Annotated in this window: 24 protein-coding genes; 14 read left to right on the forward strand and 10 right to left on the reverse strand. The window is 64.8% G+C overall.

Translation table 11 applies throughout. From position 1 onward, the window contains the following. Positions 1-30 precede the first annotated feature (30 nt). On the reverse strand, positions 31-504 hold the full coding sequence (gene greA, locus ACFP9U_RS14945) for a transcription elongation factor GreA (RefSeq protein WP_378622587.1): 474 nt from the start codon (positions 502-504) through the stop codon (positions 31-33). 303 nt (positions 505-807) lie between these two features. Between greA and ACFP9U_RS14950 the strand changes: the two genes are divergently transcribed. From ACFP9U_RS14950 to ACFP9U_RS14975, 6 genes are all read left to right on the forward strand, one after another. Then, positions 808-1,932, forward strand: a complete 1,125-nt coding sequence (locus ACFP9U_RS14950) for a PQQ-dependent sugar dehydrogenase (protein WP_378622589.1) — start codon at positions 808-810, stop codon at positions 1,930-1,932. Positions 1,933-2,035: 103 nt separating this feature from the next. Beyond that, positions 2,036-2,923 carry a DMT family transporter gene (locus ACFP9U_RS14955; RefSeq protein ID WP_378622590.1) on the forward strand — a complete coding sequence of 296 codons (888 nt, stop codon included), beginning with the start codon at positions 2,036-2,038 and terminating at the stop codon, positions 2,921-2,923. 68 nt (positions 2,924-2,991) lie between these two features. Then, positions 2,992-3,414, forward strand: a complete 423-nt coding sequence (locus tag ACFP9U_RS14960; protein ID WP_378622592.1) for a DUF3775 domain-containing protein — start codon at positions 2,992-2,994, stop codon at positions 3,412-3,414. 58 nt (positions 3,415-3,472) lie between these two features. Then, positions 3,473-4,162 carry an extensin family protein gene (locus ACFP9U_RS14965; RefSeq protein WP_378622593.1) on the forward strand — a complete coding sequence of 230 codons (690 nt, stop codon included), beginning with the start codon at positions 3,473-3,475 and terminating at the stop codon, positions 4,160-4,162. A 206-nt stretch (positions 4,163-4,368) separates the two neighbouring features. Continuing rightward, complete coding sequence (locus ACFP9U_RS14970; RefSeq protein ID WP_378622620.1) at positions 4,369-5,085, forward strand: extensin family protein; 717 nt, start codon at positions 4,369-4,371, stop codon at positions 5,083-5,085. A gap of 75 nt (positions 5,086-5,160) precedes the next feature. Continuing rightward, a complete protein-coding gene (locus ACFP9U_RS14975; RefSeq protein WP_378622595.1) occupies positions 5,161-6,471 on the forward strand; it encodes a hemolysin family protein in 1,311 nt (436 codons plus the stop codon). A gap of 54 nt (positions 6,472-6,525) precedes the next feature. Here ACFP9U_RS14975 and ACFP9U_RS14980 read toward each other — a convergent pair whose 3' ends face one another. Further along, complete coding sequence (locus ACFP9U_RS14980) at positions 6,526-7,125, reverse strand: NADPH-dependent FMN reductase (protein ID WP_378622597.1); 600 nt, start codon at positions 7,123-7,125, stop codon at positions 6,526-6,528. An 82-nt stretch (positions 7,126-7,207) separates the two neighbouring features. Here ACFP9U_RS14980 and ACFP9U_RS14985 point away from each other — a divergent pair, with 82 nt between their 5' ends. Beyond that, positions 7,208-7,621 carry a winged helix-turn-helix transcriptional regulator gene (locus ACFP9U_RS14985; protein ID WP_378622599.1) on the forward strand — a complete coding sequence of 138 codons (414 nt, stop codon included), beginning with the start codon at positions 7,208-7,210 and terminating at the stop codon, positions 7,619-7,621. Here ACFP9U_RS14985 and ACFP9U_RS14990 read toward each other — a convergent pair whose 3' ends face one another. The 4 genes from ACFP9U_RS14990 to ACFP9U_RS15005 form a co-directional block, all read right to left on the reverse strand. Beyond that, positions 7,622-7,960, reverse strand: coding sequence for an acyl-CoA thioesterase (locus ACFP9U_RS14990; RefSeq protein WP_322452155.1), 339 nt, complete (start codon positions 7,958-7,960; stop codon positions 7,622-7,624). Positions 7,961-8,144: 184 nt separating this feature from the next. Continuing rightward, a complete protein-coding gene (locus ACFP9U_RS14995) occupies positions 8,145-9,035 on the reverse strand; it encodes an NAD-dependent epimerase/dehydratase family protein (RefSeq protein ID WP_378622600.1) in 891 nt (296 codons plus the stop codon). Beyond that, entirely contained in the window at positions 9,032-9,853 is an 822-nt protein-coding gene (locus ACFP9U_RS15000; protein WP_378622602.1) for a glycosyltransferase, read from the reverse strand. The genes ACFP9U_RS14995 and ACFP9U_RS15000 overlap by 4 nt, the downstream gene beginning before the upstream one ends. A 61-nt stretch (positions 9,854-9,914) precedes the next feature. Continuing rightward, positions 9,915-11,135 carry an NAD-dependent epimerase/dehydratase family protein gene (locus ACFP9U_RS15005; protein WP_378622604.1) on the reverse strand — a complete coding sequence of 407 codons (1,221 nt, stop codon included), beginning with the start codon at positions 11,133-11,135 and terminating at the stop codon, positions 9,915-9,917. A gap of 366 nt (positions 11,136-11,501) precedes the next feature. On the opposite strand from ACFP9U_RS15005, the gene ACFP9U_RS15010 reads away from it, so the two are divergent. From ACFP9U_RS15010 to clpS, 3 genes are all read left to right on the forward strand, one after another. Further along, entirely contained in the window at positions 11,502-11,717 is a 216-nt protein-coding gene (locus ACFP9U_RS15010) for a hypothetical protein (protein ID WP_378622605.1), read from the forward strand. A 115-nt stretch (positions 11,718-11,832) separates the two neighbouring features. Further along, positions 11,833-12,057, forward strand: a complete 225-nt coding sequence (locus ACFP9U_RS15015; protein ID WP_378622607.1) for a KTSC domain-containing protein — start codon at positions 11,833-11,835, stop codon at positions 12,055-12,057. A 106-nt stretch (positions 12,058-12,163) separates the two neighbouring features. After that, positions 12,164-12,469 carry an ATP-dependent Clp protease adapter ClpS gene (gene clpS / locus ACFP9U_RS15020; protein ID WP_378622609.1) on the forward strand — a complete coding sequence of 102 codons (306 nt, stop codon included), beginning with the start codon at positions 12,164-12,166 and terminating at the stop codon, positions 12,467-12,469. Positions 12,470-12,599: 130 nt separating this feature from the next. Here the strand turns inward: clpS and ACFP9U_RS15025 are convergent, their stop codons facing one another. Beyond that, positions 12,600-13,289 (reverse strand): GntR family transcriptional regulator, encoded by a 690-nt coding sequence (locus ACFP9U_RS15025; protein WP_378622610.1) that lies wholly within the window; start codon positions 13,287-13,289, stop codon positions 12,600-12,602. Positions 13,290-13,512: 223 nt separating this feature from the next. Between ACFP9U_RS15025 and ACFP9U_RS15030 the strand changes: the two genes are divergently transcribed. Together ACFP9U_RS15030 and ACFP9U_RS15035 are read left to right on the forward strand one after the other, a co-directional pair. Beyond that, positions 13,513-14,868: an NCS1 family transporter gene (locus tag ACFP9U_RS15030; protein WP_378622612.1), complete on the forward strand. Its 1,356-nt coding sequence runs from the start codon at positions 13,513-13,515 to the stop codon at positions 14,866-14,868. A gap of 72 nt (positions 14,869-14,940) precedes the next feature. Next, the gene (locus tag ACFP9U_RS15035; protein WP_378622613.1) at positions 14,941-15,705 is read left to right on the forward strand and encodes an aspartate/glutamate racemase family protein; all 765 of its coding nucleotides are present in this window, start codon (positions 14,941-14,943) and stop codon (positions 15,703-15,705) included. Positions 15,706-15,738: 33 nt separating this feature from the next. Here the strand turns inward: ACFP9U_RS15035 and ACFP9U_RS15040 are convergent, their stop codons facing one another. Continuing rightward, entirely contained in the window at positions 15,739-16,092 is a 354-nt protein-coding gene (locus tag ACFP9U_RS15040) for a DUF1428 domain-containing protein (RefSeq protein WP_378622615.1), read from the reverse strand. Positions 16,093-16,337: 245 nt separating this feature from the next. After that, positions 16,338-19,244 carry an excinuclease ABC subunit UvrB gene (uvrB, locus tag ACFP9U_RS15045; protein ID WP_378622622.1) on the reverse strand — a complete coding sequence of 969 codons (2,907 nt, stop codon included), beginning with the start codon at positions 19,242-19,244 and terminating at the stop codon, positions 16,338-16,340. 197 nt (positions 19,245-19,441) lie between these two features. On the opposite strand from uvrB, the gene ACFP9U_RS15050 reads away from it, so the two are divergent. Next, a complete protein-coding gene (locus ACFP9U_RS15050) occupies positions 19,442-20,104 on the forward strand; it encodes a dihydrofolate reductase family protein (protein WP_378622616.1) in 663 nt (220 codons plus the stop codon). Between the two features lie 45 nt (positions 20,105-20,149). On the opposite strand, the gene ACFP9U_RS15055 is transcribed toward ACFP9U_RS15050, so the two are convergent. Further along, on the reverse strand, positions 20,150-20,668 hold the full coding sequence (locus ACFP9U_RS15055) for a SixA phosphatase family protein (RefSeq protein ID WP_378622617.1): 519 nt from the start codon (positions 20,666-20,668) through the stop codon (positions 20,150-20,152). A gap of 126 nt (positions 20,669-20,794) precedes the next feature. Here ACFP9U_RS15055 and ACFP9U_RS15060 point away from each other — a divergent pair. Then, on the forward strand, positions 20,795-21,025 hold a 231-nt coding region (locus tag ACFP9U_RS15060), incomplete at its 3' end, for a DUF2239 family protein (protein WP_378622618.1).

Raw genomic sequence — 21,025 nt, forward strand, 5'->3', positions numbered from 1 at the left:
CGCCCGCCGTCACGGCCGCGCGCGGCATGCTCAGCCGTACTGGACGCGCAGGACTTCATAATCGCGCACGCCGCCCGGCGCGTTGACCTCGACCGAATCGCCCACGCCCTTACCGATCAGCGCCCGCGCGATCGGCGAGGAGATGGAGATGCGGCCGGACTTCACGTCCGCCTCCTGATCGCCGACGATCTGGTAGGTCTTCTCCTCGTCGGTATCCTCGTCCACGAGGACGACCGTGGCGCCGAATTTCACGGTGTCGCCGGACAGCTTCTTGACGTCGATCACCTCGGCGCGCGCAATGAGGTCTTCCAACTCGCTGATGCGGCCCTCGTTCAGGCTCTGAGCCTCCTTGGCCGCATGGTATTCGGCGTTCTCGGAAAGGTCCCCGTGGGCGCGCGCCTCGGCGATCGCCTCGATGATGCGCGGACGTTCTTCCTGCTGGCGCCAGCGCAGCTCTTCCTTAAGCGAATCATACCCGCCCAGGGTCATCGGGACCTTGTTCATGTCGTATCACCTTCCTCACTTTCATGCGCCGCGCCGAGATCTCGCCCGGCCGTGAAGGCACACAAAAAGAAAACGGTCCGAAAGCCTCGGCCAACGGAACCGCTCGTTTGACTCCGCCGAAATATAGCAATCTTTGCGGCATTTTCACGCTAAAATTCGCGTTTTCGTCGGAAATCGCAACCTTGCCGGCAAAACGATTCAACCGTCATGGCCGGGGCAGCAGGCCGCAGGATGCATGGCTTGGCCGCTCCAGATTGTCGTCCTATGATCGAAACGGATAGGGCAGACGAAGGGGGACACGGGATGACGCGACTCGTACTGGCTGCACTGCTGGCGGCTGCCGCACCATTGGCGGCGAAGGCGCAGATCTTTCAGGCCAGCGGCCTCACACTGCGCGCCGAGACGCTCGCCGACGGGCTCGATCATCCCTGGGGAATTGATTTCCTCCCCGACGGCACCGCCATTCTGACCGAAAGGAGCGGCACCCTGCGCCTTTTCGCCGACGGCGCCCTTTCCGCCCCTATAGCCGGCGTTCCCGAAGTGGCCGTCGTCGGCCAGGGCGGCCTGCTGGATGTCGTCCGCGCGCCCGACTTCGAGACCTCCGGGACGATCTTCCTGTCCTATGCCGAGCCCGGACGAGGTGGCGCAGGCACGGCGATCGCCCGCGCGCGCCTTGTACGCGAGGACGGACAGGCACGTCTGGAAAACGTCGAGACCATCTTTTCGATGAGCCGCAAAACGTCGGCGGGCCGGCATTTCGGTTCGCGGATCGTCCCCGCTCCGGACGGCACGCTCTTCTTCACCATCGGCGACGGCGGTGCAATGCAGCGCGCCCAGGATCCGGCGGACCATGCAGGCTCTGTCCTGCGCATCAACCCTGACGGCAGCGTGCCGGAAGACAACCCCTTCGTCGGGCGGGAGGATGCCGCGCCGGAGATCTGGTCCATCGGCCATCGCAACCCCCAGGGTGCCGTCTTCGACTTGGCGACGAATTCGCTGTGGACGGTGGAGCACGGGGCCCGCGGCGGTGACGAGATCAACCAGCCGGAAGCCGGCAAGAATTATGGCTGGCCCGTCATCTCCTACGGCCGCCACTATTCCGGACGGACAATCGGACGGGGCACCGAGGCCCCCGGCTACGAGCAGCCGGAATATTACTGGGATCCCTCGATCGCGCCGTCGGGCATGGATGTCTACAGCGGAAGCATGTTTCCCGAATGGCAGGGCGATTTTCTGGTGGCAGCGCTGAGCTTCCAGCTTCTCGCGCGGCTCGAGCGCGGCGGCATCGGCGAGATCGCGGGGGAGGAGCGCCTGTTCGAAGGCGCCTTCGGGCGCCTGCGGGACGTCGAAGTCGCGCCGGACGGATCCGTCTGGCTCCTCACCGATTCGTCGAACGGACGCATCATCCGCATCTCGCGCGGCAGATGAGCCGGGGCGTCACACTGGCCCACTCACTTCAGGCGGCCTGACGGGTTGCGCGGGCCGGAAAAACCGCTATGAGCGCGGACGGTTCAATCTTCGCGTGCACTCCATGACCCGTTTCCAGGCAAATCTGCTTCTGCTTACCGCCGGTGCCATGTGGGGCATGGGGTTCGTCGCCCAGTCGACGGCGATGGACGCGATCGGACCGTACCTCTTCATCGGACTGCGCTTTGCGATCGCCACCCTTGCCATCCTGCCTTTCGCCCTGCGCGAAAGCGCGCGTGCACCGGCACCGCTCAACGCGCAGCACTGGCGTGCCTTCACTCTGGTCGGCCTGCTTCTTTTTGCCGGCATGGCCTCCCAGCAGGTGGGGCTCTTGACCACGACGGTCACCAATGCCGGCTTTCTGACCGGGCTCTATGTGGTGATGGTGCCGTTCTTCGGCGTCCTTCTCTTCCGGCAATGGCCGCACCGGGTCCTGTGGCCCGCCACATTATGCGCGCTGGCGGGGATATGGCTGCTGTCGGGCGGCGGGGCGGTGGCTTTCGTGGCCGGCGACTGGCTCAACATCCTGTGCGCCGCCTTCTGGGCGCTCCAGGTGATCTATATCGCCCGCAGCGCGGGGCGCTCGGGGCGTCCCGTCACGCTGGCGGTGACGCAGTTCGCCGTCACGGCGTTCGTTGCCCTGGCGATCGCCGTTCTCATCGAACCGATCGATATTGAGGCCATTCGCGCCGCCCTGCCGGAAATCCTCTATGCTGGCATCTTCTCCGGTGGCATCGCCTTTACCCTCCAGGTCGTCGGCCAGCGCTACACGACCGCCCCGCAGGCAGCCATTTTCCTCTCCACGGAAGCGGTCTTCGCGGCGCTGTTCGGCGCCGTGTTCCTTGGCGAGCGGCTGCCGCCGACCGGCCTTGCCGGCTGCGGGCTCATCCTGTCCGCCATCCTGCTGGTCGAAGTCGTGCCCGCCCTGCGCGCCCGGCGCCTGACCTCCTGACACAAGCAAAGCCTTGCACAATTCAGCCGCAAGATAAGGTATGATCCCGCCGGACAAGGAAGCGGCGGATGAAAAGATCGGTCGAGCGGCAATGGGAACTGAGCCTGGACGCCGACACCGTGCGGATGCTGGCAGCCAAGGCGCGCACCTTCTCCGCAGCCCTCAACAGCGACTATGACGGCGGCCATGAACACGAGGTCGAGTTCGGCCGCGAGGGCGACCAGCACCACCATGACGGCCTGGCCGAGGAGGAAGAGGAGGATCTTACGGAGGAAGAATTCCGGGAACTTGTTGCCGACCTGAACGTGGATGAGGCTGCCGAGCTTCTCGCCATCGCCTGGATCGGGCGCGGCGACTACGAGGTGGCGGAGTGGTCGGATGCGGTTACCGATGCGCGCGAGCGGGTGAACGGACGTCTGGCGGCTTATCTTCTCAGCATGCCCATGCTGGGGGACTGGCTGGAGGAAGGACTGGCAGCCATTGGCGCTTAACCACCTATTATAGGTTGTGCGCTATTTTTAACGCAATCAATACTAGAAAATTGATCCCATGCGCCTCATCCTTACGTCCTCCGTTCTCCATGTCGTCCGCCTTTCCGTTGCATCCATGGCCCTCATGGCCTTCGATGTCGAACTGCCGGACCAGGCTCCCATTCCCGCATGGCGTGAGGAAGCGCTGCACAGCGAAAGCGACGGGCCTATCCCCTCGCCGGAGAAGGCATGCCGTAAGAACCTCCGGGACCTTGGTGTCGCGTTCACGGCGGTCCCACCACTAAAGGGCGCGAACGGCTGCGCGGTACCGTTTCCCTTGAAGGTGACCACGCTCGCCCCGGACATAGACCTGCAGCCGCCGGCCGTCATCAACTGCCGCACCGCGCGCGCGGCTGCCCGGCTATTTCAGAACGCAGGCATGGCGGCAGCCGAAAGACACTTCGACGCGCGCATATCGGCCGTCAACCAGGCCTCCGGCTACGTCTGTCGCCGGATCAACGGTTCGAAGAACATCTCCCAGCATGCTTTCGGCAATGCGCTCGATGTCGCCGCGATTGTCCTGACCGAGGGCCGAACGGTGAACATACAGAAACATGATGCCGGCAGCGCGGAAGCAAAGTTTCAAAAGGAGATCCGCAACGCTGCCTGCGGCATCTTCACGACCGTTCTCGGCCCCGGCACCAATGCCGACCACGGCGACCATTTTCATTTCGATATGAAGCGGCGGCGCTCACCCTATTGCCGGTGAGCGCCCCATTTCGGCCACAGGCCTGAACATGGACGCTGATCTTTCCTTTACCCTTCGGCACTACGCTCGCCCGTCGTGACGGAAGCTTGCGCCGGCCGTCGGCCGTCGGCAAATGGTGGGCAGCAGTGATTTTGAATCTCGTCAAGCATAGGAGTCCGTGTCGGCGGTTCGCCCCTGCGTTGCGTACCGGCCTGACGGCCTTTGTGATGGCAACCGTTTCGGCCTGTTCCGTGGACTCGGTTCTGCGTCCGGAGGTGGATGTGGGAACCCGGACGGCCGCGATCAGCGGCGGCGGGCTGCAGAACCTGGTCCCCTCCAACCCGATGATGACGAGCTATCCGCGCTTCACGATGCCGCGCGCGCCCACCGCCGCGATGCCGCCCGGGGAAGCGACCTGCCGAAGAGAGCTCAAACGGCTCGGCGTCGACTATCGCGATCTTGCTCCGATCGACGACGGCGGCGCGTGCCGGATCGACCATCCGGTCGAGGTGAGCGGACTTTCCGGCGGCATCAAAATGAAACCGGCCGCCACGCTGAACTGCCCGATGGCCGTCGCCTTCGCCCGCTGGACGAAGAGCGAACTCGCGCCTGCCGCACGCATGCGCTATCTCTCCGGCATCGACACCATCCGCCAGGGCTCCAGCTACTCGTGCCGGCGCATCCGCGGCACGGGTGTCGCCTCCGAGCATGCAAAGGGCAACGCGCTGGACGTGATGAGCATCACGCTCGAAAACGGCAGGGAGATCGACGTGCGCCGCCCCGGCTTCTTCGCGTTCCGGCAGAGGGGCCTGCTCAACAAAGTCCGCGCCGACGGCTGCCGCTACTTCACGACCGTGCTCGGTCCCGGCTACGACGCCGATCACGCCGATCACTTCCACTTCGATATCAAGGACCGGCGGAACGGTTACCGTGCCTGCCGGTAGCCGGCAGCGGCAGAGACCCTACATGAATGCAACCATGTTCTCGCCACCCGCGCCTGCAAGTGGTATGGGGCCCTTATGCTCGTCCTTGAAATCATCATTCTTTTCGCCCTGATTCTTTTCAACGGTTTCATGGCCATGTCGGAGCTTGCCGTCGTCTCCGCCCGCCGGGCGCGGCTGCAGGCGCGCAGCAATAAGGGCGAACATGGCGCCAGGCGCGCCCTGGAACTTTCGGCCGACCCCGGCCGGTTCCTGTCGACCGTACAAATCGGCATCACGCTGGTCGGCGTCACGTCCGGCGCTATTTCCGGCGCGACCATCGGCGTGCGCCTTGCAGACTGGCTGATGAGCCTCGGCGTCTCCGCTTCGCTCGCCAATCCGGCCGGCGTGGGGGTGGTCGTGGCGCTGATCACCTACGTTTCCCTCGTCATCGGCGAGCTCGTCCCGAAGCAGCTCGCGCTCCGGCATGCCGAGACGATCGCCGCCCGCGTGGCGCCCTTCATGCTGATGATGTCCCGCATCACCCTGCCTTTCGTCTGGCTCCTCGACGCGTCCGGGAACGCCGTCCTCGCCCTGCTTCGCCAGAACACCGAGACCTCGCGCCGCGTGACGGATGAAGAGATCCGCACGCTGATAGCCGAGGCGGAACATACGGGCACGATCGAGACGGCCGAACGGCGCATGATCGGCGGCGTCATGCGGCTGGCCGACCGCAAGGCCCGCGCCCTGATGACGCCGCGCGGCGATGTCGACTGGCTGGATATCACCGCAAGTGCCGATCAGATATCCGAAGCGCTGCGCAACACAAACCATACCAGGGTGCCGGTCGGCGAAGGGTCCGTGGACCACCTGATCGGCGTCGTCAATACGCGCGAACTGCTGGCGGCGGAACTGTCCGGGGAAGCGCTCGATCCGCGCCGATACGTTCACCAGGTGCCCGTCGTGCACGACTTCGCCGGCGCGCTGGACGTGCTGACCATGCTGCGCGAAGCCGAGTTGCCGATGGCGCTCGTGCACGACGAATACGGCAGCTTCGAAGGCATCATCACCCCGGCCGACATATTGGAGGCGATCGCCGGCGTTTTCCGCGCGGATCTGGAGGAAGGCGAAACCGATGTCGTGCACCGCCCGGACGGGTCGTGGCTTCTGCCCGGCCTGATGCCCGCCGACGAGATGGCCGACCACTTGCGCATCGATCTGCCCGAAGAGCGCAGCTACACCACGCTGGCCGGTTTCCTTCTTTCCTATACGCAGGAATTGCCCAAGACCGGCGCCGTCGTCGAGGTGATGGGCTGGTCCTTCGAAATCGTCGATCTCGACGGGCGGCGCATCGACCGTGTGCTGGCCAGGAAGGTGGAAGGCCCTGGGGAGGGCGAGGCGGAAGGGTGACCGGCTTGCAAGCGGGTGGGATCTCTGCCCCACCCGCGTAGGGCTTGCCTGTATCTACGCGGCCTTCGGCTCCGCGGCCGTCTCGTTACGCGCCGCCTTGAGGGCCTTCGCCCACCAGACGAACTGGTCGAGCATGGCGCCTGCGCCCTGGTTCAGGTGTTCGATCGCGGCAAGCGGCTTTTCACCGGTGTGGATCGCCATGTAGTCGGGCAGCAGGATGTGGACGCCCGTGCGGATCGGCGCCATCTGCAGCTCGATCGCATGCAGGCGCAGTTGCTCCATCGCGCGCGCCGCGCCGGCACCGCCATAACCGACGAAGGCGGCGGGCTTGTTGTTCCACTCGCGATAGGCATAGTCGAGCGCGTTCTTCAGAACCGCAGTCGGCCCGCGGTTGTATTCGGCGACGGTGAAGATGAAGCCGTCGAGCGACGCGATCTTCTTCCCCCATCTCTGCGCATGCTCGTTTCCGGGAGAACCGTAGATGGGCGAAGCCGCTTCGTCAAAGAACGGCATCGGATAGTCGCGCAGGTCCACGAGCTCGACATCCAGCTCGTCGCGCTGCCGCGCCAGCTCGTATATCCAGGCCGCCGGCTTCTCCGCGAACCGGCCCTCGCGCGTCGAGCCTATGATGATGCCTGTCTTCAGTTTCGTCATTGGTCGATTCTCCGTTCCGGGTGGTAACGACTGGATACCGACGCTATATTGGTAACCGACGACCGCACAAGGAGGCACTTTTTTGAAACCCGGTCACGTAGAGGCGACTGCCCTTGCCGAAAACAGCTCGATCGGTATCGGGCATCAGAACGAGGCTTGCCGGCCGGTTCACGAAATCCTCAGCCTCGTCGGCGACAAGTGGTCGGTTCTGGTCGTGCGGCTTCTCGGCGAAGGCACCATGCGCTTCAACGAAATTCGGCGCGCCGTCGACGGCATTTCGCAGAAGATGCTGACCACGACCCTGCGCAATCTCGAGCGCGAGGGCTTCGTCACACGGACGATCTACCCGACCATACCACCGCGCGTGGAATACGAGCTGACCGACCTGGGACGCGAGCTCCTGGTGCCCGTGAAAGCCCTGGCCGAATGGGTGAATGCCAATCGCGAACGGATCGAAGCGGCACGAGCGCGCTTCGATCGGCAGCAGCAGGCCTGATCACTCCTCGGGCGGCACCGGCGTCGGCCTGCCCGTAGCGTCGAGCGCCACCATCACGAACTCGGCACTGGTCACCATCTCCATCACGTCCGACAGGTAGCGTTGCGCCCAGGCCTCCACCCGCAAGGTCATCGACGAGCGGCCGACCCGCACCACATCGGTGTAGACGCACAGCGTGTCGCCGATCTTCACCGGCTTGCGGAAGGCCATCTCCTTGACTGCCGCCGTCACCACCCGCCCGCGCGCACGGTCGGCGGCGCGGACGCCGCTGGCGGAATCCATCTGGGCCATGACCCAGCCGCCGAAAATATCGCCCGCAGCGTTGGCGTCCCGCGGCATTGCCGGGGTGCGCAAGGTCAGTTCACCGCGTGGTTTGGGCCCGACTTCAATCACGGCAGCCTCCGGCAATTTCCGATTCGGGATCAATATGCTGGCAGCATATCCGGAATCAATTTGAGAACTCCACCATCAACGTTTTCACCTCAACGCCGAAACGCTCGGCCAATCGCCCGGGATTGGCCCGTCACGCGCGCGACACGAGCTGTTCGATCGTCTTCTCCAGAAGCTGCTCCCCGCCCGGTTGCCAGCCGAGCGCACGCAGCCTGTCGGTGCGCATGGGGTTGACGGCCTGCTTGTCCGCCGCTGGCGGAAGCGGAAAAGGGCTGCCGCTGATCCGTTTGACGGCCGCCAGAATGTCACGCCGATCGACGAGCAGATCGGACACGTTGTAGGTCGTGCCGGCTCCGAGGCTCAAAACCAGCCGCACCGCGGCGGCGACGTCGCGTCCGTGCACTTCGGTGCCGGCACGCGGCGTGATGGCGCGTCCGGCGAGATAGTCCCCGAAGAGGCCTGACCATTTGTGGGGGCGGCCGGGGCCGGAAGGTCCATAGACACCCGTCACACGCAGGCTGATGCCCTGGAACCCCTCGCCGCCAAGGGCCGCCAGCGCCTCCTCCGCCGCGAGCTTTACCCGGCCGTAGAGCGTATCGGGCCGTGCCTCATCCACCTCGTCCAGCCATATGCCGGACGGGCGCGGGCCGTAGACGGCACGGCTCGACAGGAAGACCGCACGCCGGACGCCCGCCGCCCTCGCCGCTTCGAACAAGGCGATGCTGCCGTCGAGATTGCGCCGGCGGAAACCGTCCGGATCGTCCCCCTCCCCGCCGCGATACTTCCCCGCCACATGATCGAAGGCCGCGTGCACGAGGAAGTCGGCGCCGGCGAACGGCACACCGGCAGCGCCTTCCGGTCCGAGCGTGAGCGGCTGGAAATCCACCGGCGCGGAAAAGAGGCCCGCAGGTGGCGGCCGGCGCCCCGTCACCGTCACCGCGTGACCGGCCGAGAGCAGATCCTCGACCACGAAGCGGCCCACATAGCCGCTGCCGCCGGTAACGATGGTCCTTGTCTTGCTCATGCCGAACTCGGCGGGTTCTCCAGTCCGGTCGGATCGGGAATGCCCTCGCCCGTATAATAGGCCCGCCAGAGATCGATCAGCGGTCTCAGCCTTTGTTCCTTGGCATGCCCCTCCTGCCAGGGCTTTTCATACTGATAGTGCACGACATGCACAGAGGACCAGTCCCAGAGTTCGGGCAGGTTGAACCAGACATATTGCAGCGTATTGAAGAAGACCGGCAGGCCGTGCCAGTCTGGAAAGAAGGACTGGAGGAAGGTCTGGTCGGTGCGCCGCCAGAAGGCATCCGGCCGGTCGAGGCGCTCCAGCATCGTTGCGAAGGTTTGCTGCGCGGGCCGCGCGACGAAGACGCCGGAATTCAGCCGGTGGAAATCGGCAAGGCTTTCATAGACGTTGGGCGCGGCGGAAAATTCCGGATAGGAAAACAGCCGGTCGATATTGCGGATGACGATGGCGTCGGCATCGATGAAGACCACGCGCTCGTAATCGGTGAGCTGCCACAGCCTCAGCTTGGCGAAATTGTCGAGCGGGGTATGAAACGCCGGCTTCTCGCCCTTGGTGAAGGGATTGCGCCCGTGGATCTCCTCGCGAGCATGCCGTGCGTTGAAGGCATCGGAGGTCGGCAGCAGCTCGATCTGCCTCAGAGTCGCACCCAGCGCCGCGATCGGCGCAAGGTCCGCTTCACCGACGCCGCCCGTGTGCATGACGACTATGTCCGCCCGCGTGCCGCTCAGCTTCAGTGAGCGCACCAGCGCGGTCGCCCCCTTGGCGAAATCCGCATTGGTGACGAGAGTGACATAAGCGCGGCGCGCATTGGTCATCGGCAGCACCTGTCGCATGGAGCCGAGGGGCGCCTACGCAGCAGCATTGAGCTTTATACCTCTACCCCACGCTCTTCAGCCGCTTGCCCTCCGGGTCGCGCTCGATGGTGGGCGCGATGTCCTTGGTCCAGGCCGAGACCGATGGGATGCGGCTGCGATCGACGCGGTAAGCGTACTTCTTCGCCACGTCCACCACTTCGGCCAGAAGCCCTTCCTGAAGCGTGGTGGGATTGAGTCCGAGTTCCAGGAACTGCTCGTTGCGGACCACCAGATCGTTCTCCGCCGCCTCCTTGCGCGGGTTCGGGAGATAGGCGACCTTGGCGCCGGTCATCCCGGCGACGAGTTCGGCGAGGTCGCGCACGCGGTGCGTTTCCGTCATCTGGTTGAAGATCTTCACGCGGTCGCCGCGCTTGGGCGCGCTCTTCAACGCCAGCTCGATGCAGCGCACCGAATCCTGGATGTGAATGAAGGCGCGCGTCTGCCCGCCCGTGCCGTGGACGGTGAGCGGATAACCGATCGCCGCCTGGATGAGGAAGCGGTTCAGGACCGTGCCATAATCGCCGTCATAGTCGAAGCGGTTGATGAGCTGCGTGTGCAGCCGCGTTTCTTCCGTGTGCGTACCCCAGACGATGCCCTGGTGCAGGTCGGTGATCCTGAGCCCGTCATTCTTGGCGTAGAACTGGAACAGGAGCTGATCCAGGCACTTGGTCATGTGGTAGACGGAACCCGGATTGGCGGGATAGAGGATCTCCTGTGTGGCGGTCTCGCCGGAAAGCGTTTCCACGCCGACCGGCAGGTAGCCCTCGGGAATGGCCGCCCCCACCGAGGAATAGCCGTAGACGCCCATGGTGCCAAGATGCACCAGATGCGCGTCGAGATCGATCTCCACCAGCGCGTTCAAGAGGTTGTGCGTCGCGTTGACGTTGTTGTTGACCGTGTAGTTCTTGTGCCGGTCGCTCTTCATGGAATAGGGCGCGGCGCGCTGCTCGGCGAAATGGACGATGGCGTCGGGCCGCTCGGCGGCGAGCCACGCCTTCAGCACCTCGTATTCGCTGGCGAGGTTGATCAGGTGGAAATGGACGCGCCGCCCGGTCTCCTGGTGCCAGATGCGGGTTCGCTCCTGGATGGAATCCATCGGAGTCAGGGATTGAACGCCGAGCTCCGTATCGATCCACCGGCGCGAGAGATTGTCGACGATGTGGACGTCGTGGCCCCTTGCGGACAGGTGAAGGGAGGTCGGCCAGCCGACGAAACCGTCGCCGCCCAGAACAGCAATTTTCATCGAATCAGATCCCTCATTTTCAACCGCGAGCAACGCTTATCCGGCATTTGTGACAACAATTCTATTCCGGATGGAAGCGCAAGGGAAAGTGAGAGCGACGGCACTCGTTCCCCGCCGCGCATGCTCGCCAAAGCGGCCCATTCTTTTTCCGATGGATAACGCGCAGCGTACAGCACTTTTCTCTTGACGGCGTCAAAAGCGAATCAAAATAGCTTCACGTGCCCGCCACATTCGTGCATCATGCTGCCATGATGACCGCTCCCGAGAAGCGGACGACAAGGTGAGGCGCACCGCCTGCTGCCGGCGATAGACCGGCCCGGAGAAGGGACAGGCGTTCGACAGCGCACAGGTTGAAGGAGACCGGGCATGCAAACGTCCGGAATGGCCAATGTGGGTGTCTATGACGCCAAGGATCTGGCCGAAATCCGCAGTGCAGTTGAAGCTGTCTGTGCGGAGCTTGGTATCGACCGTGCCGATCAGGTCAACCGCGAGAGGGTGGCCAGCCGTGTGATGCGCTCATGGTCGCTCGGCCGGCGCACGCCGCTCGGCCTCGTGCAGGCCGGGCTCGAAGACGCCGGATAGGAGAGGCCCGGCGGCGATCCCGACGATTTTCCCGCGCTGCATCGCCGGCGGCGCGGTGGAACCATGCGCGTTTCCGGCAGTTTTGCCGGACGAGGCAACCGGGGTTGTCGAAGCCGTGGCACAGGTCGAAAGGACCCGCTTTCCCGATTCCACCGCCGTGCGCGCCATCCGCTACTGCGCCGGCCGGCAGGCGCTCGAGGTCACCTTTGCCAGCGGCGGCGTCTATGTCTACCACGGCGTACCGCGGGAGGTCTTCGCCCGTTTCAAATCCGCCGAATCCGCCGGCGGCTTCCTGCACCGAGAAATCCTCGACCGCTATCGCTACACGCGAGTTGGCTGAACCTTGAGCGCGGTGTTCCGCCGCCCGCGGCCCGTCTGGACCAACGGGCGACAGCGTGCGATTATCATATCGCGCCCCGCCCGCCGGCAGCGGAGAGGGTTTTCCGATGAGCGACACCACCACCAAACCGCGCGTGAAAGTCAGACCCAAGGTCGAGCGCCCGCGCCTGCACAAGGTCATCCTGCTCAACGACAACTTCACTCCGCGTGAGTTTGTCGTGAAGGTGCTGAAGGTGGAATTCCACCTTTCCGAAGACCAGGCCTACCGCGTCATGATCACCGCCCACCGCCGCGGCGCCTGCGTGGTGGCGGTGTTTCCGAAGGACGTGGCCGAGACGAAAGCGACGCGGGCGACGGACGCGGGGCAGCGGCAAGGATATCCGCTTCGGTTCGAGACAGAGCCGGAGGAGTAAAGGCGGCCACACGGCTCCGGCATTGCCGAGCTTTCGTAGGGCTGCACGCAGCAGTCCGCCAGTCGCGGATATCAGTCTTCTTCTTCGCCGGGCGGTGCGCTCGGTCGAATCCCGATTCTCTTCCAAGCTGCTATCGAGACAGTATCTCTCGCAGCTGGCGGGGGCGTTCGTCACTCTGCTCGAGGTTCAACTGATGCTCGATATGGTTCAGATGGTGGTCCATGGCGCGCTTGGCGGCCTCGGCGTCGCCACGGCCAATCATGGCGACGATCTCCTCGTGTTCGTCGGGTCCGCAGTCCTGTTCGCTCTGGGGCTGGTACATGGCCGTAATGAGCGAGGTCCGGGAGACAAGGTCCCGCAACACCTCGAACAGGTATGGCGAGCCGGCAAGTTCTGCGATGAGCAGGTGGAAGCCGCCTGAAAGCCGGATTGCGGCGGCCCTGTCGCGGCGCTCCGCAGCGGCCCGTTCCTCGGCGACATAGGCCTTGAGGCGGCCGATTGCTTCGGTGCCCGCATTTGCACACAGCCGCTCGACGAGCCTTCCCTCGATGGTGGCGCGCGCAAAGAAAACGTCCCGGGCCTCTTCAATCGTCGGCTCGGCGACGAAAGCTCCGCGGTTGGGAACCAGTTTGACAAGGCCGTCACGTTCAAGGGCGGCAAGTGCGGACCGGACCCGCGCCCGGCTTACCGCGAAGATCTCCGCCAGTTGCTCTTCCTTGAGGCGTGTGCCTGGGCGCAGATTGCGCTCGGCGATGGCGCTCCAGATGCGTTCGTAAATTGCCTCGGTGGGTGACGACGCGTTCAATTTCGACGTCAGCATGAAATTCTCTCGGGAGACGATGTTTTGAACAGCGATAGCGGCGATGTTTGGAGTTGTCCACTATGAGCTCAAAGATTGTTGACAATATAGAAAAGCAATGTCAACAATATTGTTGACGGTCGCCTGAACGGCAGGCGATCTTCCGCGGGAGTGCTGTGGCTGGAAGGAGGAGCATGCCAGCCCGGTCGAAATCGCCCCGGCGGGGCATTAGGGAGGAAATCGAATGGCAAATGCTCAGGATCTTGCGGCGCCGCCTGAAATCGGCGTGCAGAGCAAGAACATTGGAGAGGAATCGCTTGCCCCGCAGCAGACCCGGATCATGGGGCGCACGTCCTACCTGCTCGCCTGGATGGGCGGCTGCGTCTCCATCGGCACCTTCACGATGGGCTCGTCGATCGTCGGCACGCTCAACCTGCTGCAGGCGACCCTTGCGATCGCCATCGGCTGCCTGGTCATCGGCATCGCGCTGACGATCAACGGTGCCGCCGGCTACAAATACGGCATTCCGTTCATGGTCCAGGCGCGCAGCGCCTTCGGCTTCACGGGCACCCGCTTCCCCGGGATCGTGCGCGCGCTACCGGCCATCGTCTGGTACGGCTTTCAGAGCTGGATCGGGGCGGGAGCACTTAACGCGGTGACCGCCACCATGTTCGGCTTCGACAACCTCGTGGCCTGGTTCATCATCTTCCAATTGCTGCAGATCGGCCTTTCGGTGCTCGGCTTCCAGGGCATCAAGTGGCTCGAGAACATCGGCGCGGTCTTCATCCTCTGCTCGCTGATTTACATGTTCGTCAGCGTCATCAACCGCTTCGGCGCCGAGATCACCGCCAATCTCGTCAACGTTGAGGGCACCTGGGGCCTGCCGTTCTGGGGCGCGACGATGCTGTTCCTCGGCATCTATTCGACGATGATCCTGAACGTCAGCGACTATTCGCGCGAGCACATGCACGGCTCCCCGCCGAGCCTGCTCGTCACCATCTACTCGATGTCGATCCTGCCGGTGACGCTGTTCATGGGCCTGATCGGGCTGATGGTCTCCGGCGCGACCGGCGTCACCGACCCGATCCAGGTCTTCGCCAATGCCGTCGACAACAAGCCGCTGCTGATCGTGACGCTGCTCTTCATCGCCTTCGCGCAGGTCACCACCAACGTCCTGAACAACGTCATCCCGCCCACCTACGTGCTGATGGACATCTTCAAGCTGCCCTTCAAGCTCTCGACCGTGATCGTCGGTTTCCTCGCCTTCGCCACCTTCCCCTGGGAACTGGTCAAGGACGAGAGTGCGGCCGGCCTGCAGATCTTCGTGCAGACCTATTCGGCCTTCCTCGGTCCGATCTTCGCGGTGATGGTGGTCGACTACTACCTGGTGCGCAAGCGCACCTTGGACGTCACCAAGTTCTACGACGAGGCCGGCCCCTACCGCGGCGTCAACTGGGCGGCGATCATCGCTTCGCTGATCGGCGCGGTCGTCGCGCTGACCTTCTCGGCGGTATCCTGGTATGCGAGCCTCATCCCCGCCGGGCTGATCTACTGGCTCCTGATGCAATACTGGGGCCCGGCGCAGCGCTTCCGCGCCTGACGAGAAGACGCGTTCCGGCGGGTTCGTCCGCCGGGGCGCCATCCTTGGAACCAATATCCGGAGAACGCGCGCATGCGCATCAAGGTGATCAATCCCAACACGACCGCCAGCATGACGGCGAAGATCGGCGCTGCCGCCCGTGCCGTCGCCGGGCCGGGCACCGAGATCATCGCGGTGAACCCGGAATACGGGCCGGTTTCGATCGAAGGACATTACGACGAGGCGATCGCCGCCGCCGCGCTCCTCGAGGAAGTCCGCAGGGGCGAAACGGACGGCATGGACGGCTATGTCATCGCTTGCTTCGGCGATCCGGGCCTGCTCGCCGCCCGTGAGGTGGCGTCCGGACCGGTGCTCGGCATCGCCGAGGCGGCGATGCACGCGGCGAGCTTCCTCGCCACCGGCTTCTCGGTGGTGACGACGCTCGGACGTACCAAGGTCATCGCCCACCACCTTGCACAGGCCTACGGCATGGCGCCGTTCTGCCGCAGGATCCGTGCCTGCGAACTCGAGGTGCTGGCGCTGGAAGACGAGCGTTCCGATGCCCGCCGCATCATCACGGAAGAGTGCCGGCGCGCCCGCGACGAGGACGAGGCGGGCGCCATCGTGCTCGGCTGCGCCGGCATGGCCGACCTTGCCAAGGCGATCGAGCGCGACATCGGGGTCCCGGTGATCGACGGCGTCACCGTGGCCGTGAAATTCGTCGAAGCCCTCGTCGCCTGCGGCCTCGCCACCAGTAAGCACGGCGACCTCGCCTATCCGATCGCCAAGACGTATACGGGGCTCAACGGCGCCTTCACGACCGCCGGCTCCAAAGAGAACGTGCCGTCTCGCGGATAGGGAATGGTAGCGGGCCCTCCCGTTACAATCCCTCTACATCTCCACCACAGTCTCGAATCCCCCGAAAATCATCCGTTTTCCGTCGAAGACGTCCTTCCACTCCTCGCCTCCCAGGCGCGGGTCGGCCATGACCTTGGCGTTGATCTCGTCACGGGCGGCGCGGTTCTCATAGGTGATCCAGGCGAAGATGACGATCTCGTCATCCTTGGCCTGGACGGCGCGCGGGAAGGAGGTGAGTTCGCCGTAGGGCACGTCGTCGGCCACCGTTTCGACGTAAGACAGCGCGCCATATTCCATCCAGACCTCGCCGGCCTTGCGGGATATTTCCTTGTAGGTCTCGAGATTGGCCTTCGGCACGGCGACCAGGAAACCATCGACGTAGGACATGGGAACTTCCTTCCGGTTGGTTGACGGTCCGAGGACGCAGGAGGCGCCGTGCATCCGACAAGGGTGTGATCAGAATCTTCATGTCGGTGCAGCATTGCCGGCGGCGCGCGATCTTCCGTCGAACGGCGTTCTGCCCATGCTGCGCCGCCATTGCGAGCCCGAGGACCGGCAACGTCCGCCGCAGCAGCCATGCACCTTGGCAATGGGCCTATGTCAGCCGCGCTTTTGAACTCCGCGCGAGGCGGCTACCGGCCGGGGCGGCCCGTCTTCTTCGGGCGCCGGCGGCGCTCGCGTTCCTCCACCGGGTCTTCATAGGAGCCGGCGCCGGGCTTGTGTCGGCGGATGGAGACGTCACCCTCGTCCTTCGAGACGGTGTTTTGCGCCTCCTCAGGGAGAGGATGGGTCGGCTTCGCCTTTCCCATCGGCTTTTCCGTGCGGCCGACGGTCATCTCGTCGAGCGTGTTCTTGCGGAAGAGGCTCCGGCCGGTGGGCTCAGCGTGGGCGCCGGCGGTGCCCATTTCGTCGAGGTCTGGCTTATGGAAGAGGGAGCTTTCTGAAGCGTCGGCGGACGGCCGGTTCTTCTCGGGCATGGGTCCTCGGGTCGAGTCCGAGGATGACGAAGTGGAGGGGGTGACGCCCTCTCCTCCCGGCTGTGGGGGCCGGCCGCCGGGCTTACCCTTCTTCGCCTTCTCGCGCCGGCTCTTCTGTGTGTTCTCCACGCCGGCATCGCGGGCGAGCGGGTCGTCCATGACCGCGAGCTCGGTCTCGCGCAGGCGCTTGATCTCGTCGCGCAGGCGGGCGGCCTCCTCGAAGTCGAGATCGGCGGCGGCATCGCGCATGGCTTTCTCGAGATGCTCGAGATGGGCCTGGAGGTTGTTGCCAACCAGATTGTTGAGGTCCTCGCCCGCAGCGCCCTTGAGATCGGCGCGCACATGGTCGCGCTCGTAGACGGAGCCGAGAATGTCGCCGATGTTCTTCCGGATCGATTCCGGCGTGATGCCGTTGGCCGCGTTATAGGCGAGCTGCTTCTCGCGGCGGCGGGAGGTCTCGCCGATGGCGCGCTCCATGGAGCCGGTGACGTTGTCGGCATAAAGGATGACGCGGCCGTCGACATTGCGCGCGGCGCGGCCGATGGTCTGCACCAGCGAGGTCTCGGAGCGCAGGAACCCTTCCTTGTCGGCGTCTAAGATGGCGACCATGCCGCATTCGGGGATGTCGAGGCCCTCGCGCAAAAGGTTGATGCCGACCAGCACGTCGAAGGTGCCCAGCCGCAGGTCACGGATGATCTCGATGCGCTCCAGCGTGTCGATGTCGGAATGCATGTAGCGCACGCGGATGCCCTGCTCGTGCAGGTATTCGGTGAGGTCCTCAGCCATGCGCTTGGTGAGCACCGTGACAAGGGTGCGGTAGCCGGCTTTCGTGGTCTCGCGGATTTCACCCAGAACGTCGTCGACCTGGCTCTTGGCCGGGCGGATGTCGACCGGCGGGTCGATGAGGCCGGTGGGGCGGATGACCTGCTCGGCGAAGACGCCGCCGGACTGCTCCATCTCCCAGTTGCCTGGCGTGGCGGAGACGGCGATGGTGCTCGGCCGCATGGCGTCCCACTCCTCGAAGCGCAAGGGGCGGTTGTCCATGCAGGACGGCAGGCGGAAGCCGTATTCGGCGAGCGTGGCCTTGCGGCGGAAGTCGCCGCGATACATGCCGCCGATCTGCGGGATGGTGACGTGGGATTCGTCGACGAACACCAGCGCGTTGTCCGGCACATATTCGAAGAGCGTCGGCGGCGGCTCGCCGGGGGCGCGCCCGGTGAGATAGCGCGAATAGTTTTCGATGCCGGCGCAGGAGCCGGTGGCCTCCAGCATCTCGAGGTCGAAGCGGGTGCGCTGTTCGAGGCGCTGGGCTTCGAGCAGGCGCCCGGCGCGCTCCAGCTCGACGAGGCGTTCTTTCATCTCCGCCTTGATGGAGCGGATCGCCTGGTTGAGCGTCGGGCGCGGGGTGACGTAGTGCGAGTTGGCGTAGATCTTGACCGATTTCAGGTCGTCGGTCTTCTTGCCCGTCAGCGGGTCGAACTCGGTGATCTGCTCGATCTCGTCCCCGAACAGCGAAATGCGCCACGCGCGGTCTTCCAGGTGGGCGGGGAAGATCTCGATCGTGTCGCCGCGCACGCGGAAGGAGCCGCGCTGGAAGTCGGCGTCGCGGCGCTTGTACTGCTGTTCGACGAGGTCGGCGAGGAGCTGGCGCTGGTCGAGCCGGTCGCCCACCGCCATCTGGAAGGTCATGGCCGTGTAGGTCTCGACCGAGCCGATGCCGTAGATGCAGGAGACGGAGGCGACGATGATGACGTCGTCGCGCTCGAGCAGAGCGCGCGTGGCCGAGTGGCGCATGCGGTCGATCTGCTCGTTGATGGACGATTCCTTCTCGATATAGGTGTCCGAGCGCGGGACGTAGGCCTCCGGCTGGTAATAGTCGTAATAGGAGACGAAATACTCGACCGCGTTGTCCGGGAAGAAGGATTTGAACTCGCCATAGAGCTGTGCGGCGAGCGTCTTGTTGGGGGCGAGGATGAGCGCCGGGCGCTGCGTCTCCTCGATCACCTTGGCCATGGTGAAGGTCTTGCCGGAGCCGGTGACGCCGAGGAGCACCTGGGTGCGCTCGTTCTCGTTGGCCCCTTCGACGAGGTCGCGGATGGCCGTCGGCTGGTCGCCGGCCGGCTGATACTCCGAGGCCATGCGGAAGGGAATGCCGCCTTCGGACTTTTCCGGGCGCGGCGGACGGTGCGGTACCCAGCTGGATCTCAGGTTAGGGTCGCCGCCCTCGATCAGCCTGGAAAGCGCGGCGACGGTGGCCGTCACGCCGCCCGCCGTCAGGCCCTCCGCCTCCTCCAGCGAAACGTCGAGGCCGGCGACGGGGTTGAGGCCGGCGGCGGTGCGCTCCTTGGCCGAGGCCGCACCGCCCATCGAGGTGCCGCGCGCCGTCTTCCCCGGCGCAGCGGAACGCTCGGGAATCTTCTTCTTCGGCTTCACCGGCTTTTCCGCCTCCCGCGTGATCTCCTCGGCCCAATCCGAGATGGTGCCGGGCAGCGGGGCGCCCGAAAGCGGGGGCTGCGGCGACTCGGCGAAGCCGCCATGCTTCTTGTCGGAGGAGTTGGCCATGTGGCCGAATATGGAGAATTGCGCGCGCGAATGAAAGGGGGCGATAGTCACGAATGCGCCGCCGCCAGGGCACCCCGCACGGCTGCTGACACGAGGCTGTCAGGAGAGGCGGGTGGCGGTTTTTCCTCGCCCCTGTCGGATCGCCGCGGCTTCGGACGTCCTGGTGCAAGGTCAACACGCAAGAGAAGAGAAAAGCCATGAGAAAGATCGTTACCGGAGCGTTCGTGAGCCTCGACGGCGTGATGCAGGCACCCGGAGGGCCGGAGGAAGATCCGACGGGCGGATTCCGCTACGGCGGCTGGGTGGCCCCGCTCTTCGACGAAGCGCTGGGAGACGCCGTGATGAACGACATGTTCGGCGAGCCCTTCGATCTCCTGCTTGGCCGCAGGACCTACGACATCTTCGCCGCGCACTGGCCCTATGTGGAGCCCGGCGACCCGATCGGCGCGCTGTTCAACAAGATCAACAAGTACGTCGCCACCCGCAATCCCGACCTGAAGCTCGCCTGGCGGAACAGCCAAACGCTTGGCCCGGACGCGGTCGCCGCCGTGCGCATGCTCAAGAGCGAAAACGGGCCGAACCTGCTCACGCAAGGATCCACCGACTTCCTGCAGACCCTGTTGAAGAACGATCTGGTCGACGAGCTTTTCGTCTCGATCTTCCCCCTCGTCCTGGGGAAGGGAAAGAGGCTCTTCGGCAACGGCGTCGTGCCCGCCGGCTTCAGGCTCGTCAGTTCCAAGACGTCCGGCACCGGAGTCATCATGTGCAGGTATGTCCGCGACGGCACGGTCAAGACCGGCTCCTTCGCAATGCAAGAGCCGTCCGAGGCGGAGCTGGAGCGCCGCAGGAACTTGACATAGGGCATGACAGGCCGGCCGAGGCAATCCGGTTGCCCTTGCCGGCGCTCAGGCGAGCTCTTTCGGACGCAGGAATGCCGTCAGCCGCGCAGAACGGGCTTCAAGGGCCGACCATGGCTGCGCGAAGGTGAAATGTGCGAGCGCCGCGGTGGGAAACTTCGCTTCCATGCACGCCAGAGCTGCGGGATCGGAGTCCGGTGCCGCCAGATGAAGGGCCAGATCGCCGATGCCCGGATTGTGCCCGACGACGAGCAACCGCCGCGTATCCGCCGGGACACCGTTGATGAGTTTCAGGATGCGCGCGGCGGAGGCCATGTAGAGGTCTTTGTCGTGTTCGGCCTGCGGCACCCCCTCTCCCAGCGCCGGCGCGACCCGCCGCCAAGTCTGGCGGGTGCGCAGCGCGGCCGAGACCAGAACACGGTCCGGCACCCAGCCACGCGTGGCCATGGTCCTGCCCATCAGCGGCGCCGCCTTGCGCCCGCGCGGTGCCAGCGGGCGGTCGAAATCGTCCAGGGACGGATCGTCCCAGCTCGACTTCGCATGGCGCAGGAGAAGGAGTTCCTTCATGCGATCCTCCGTCGCTCAACCGCCTCCGCGTAGCACAGGATCGCGCGGCGCGGAATCGATTTTTACCCGGGCAATATTGCCGCCATATTTCACCCGGGTATAATTGGGGAAACAAAGGAGACGGAGATGCCATCCAGCGACCGGGAAACGACCTGCACCGCATTCGAGGGCGAACGGCGTGTCGCCGCCGGCACGCGGCTCGACGTTGCGCTGACCTTGAAACGGGATGGGCGGGAAGAGAACATCCTTGTCTTCGACGACACCACCGGCCGTCAGGTCGACTTCAACCTGTCGGGAAGCGCCGAGGACGTCGCGGCGGGCCTTGCCGGGCCCGACCTGCCGCGCAGCCCGGGCCGG

The sequence above is a fragment of the Nitratireductor sp. GCM10026969 genome (genome assembly GCF_042660605.1).
Lineage (GTDB): Bacteria > Pseudomonadota > Alphaproteobacteria > Rhizobiales > Rhizobiaceae > Chelativorans.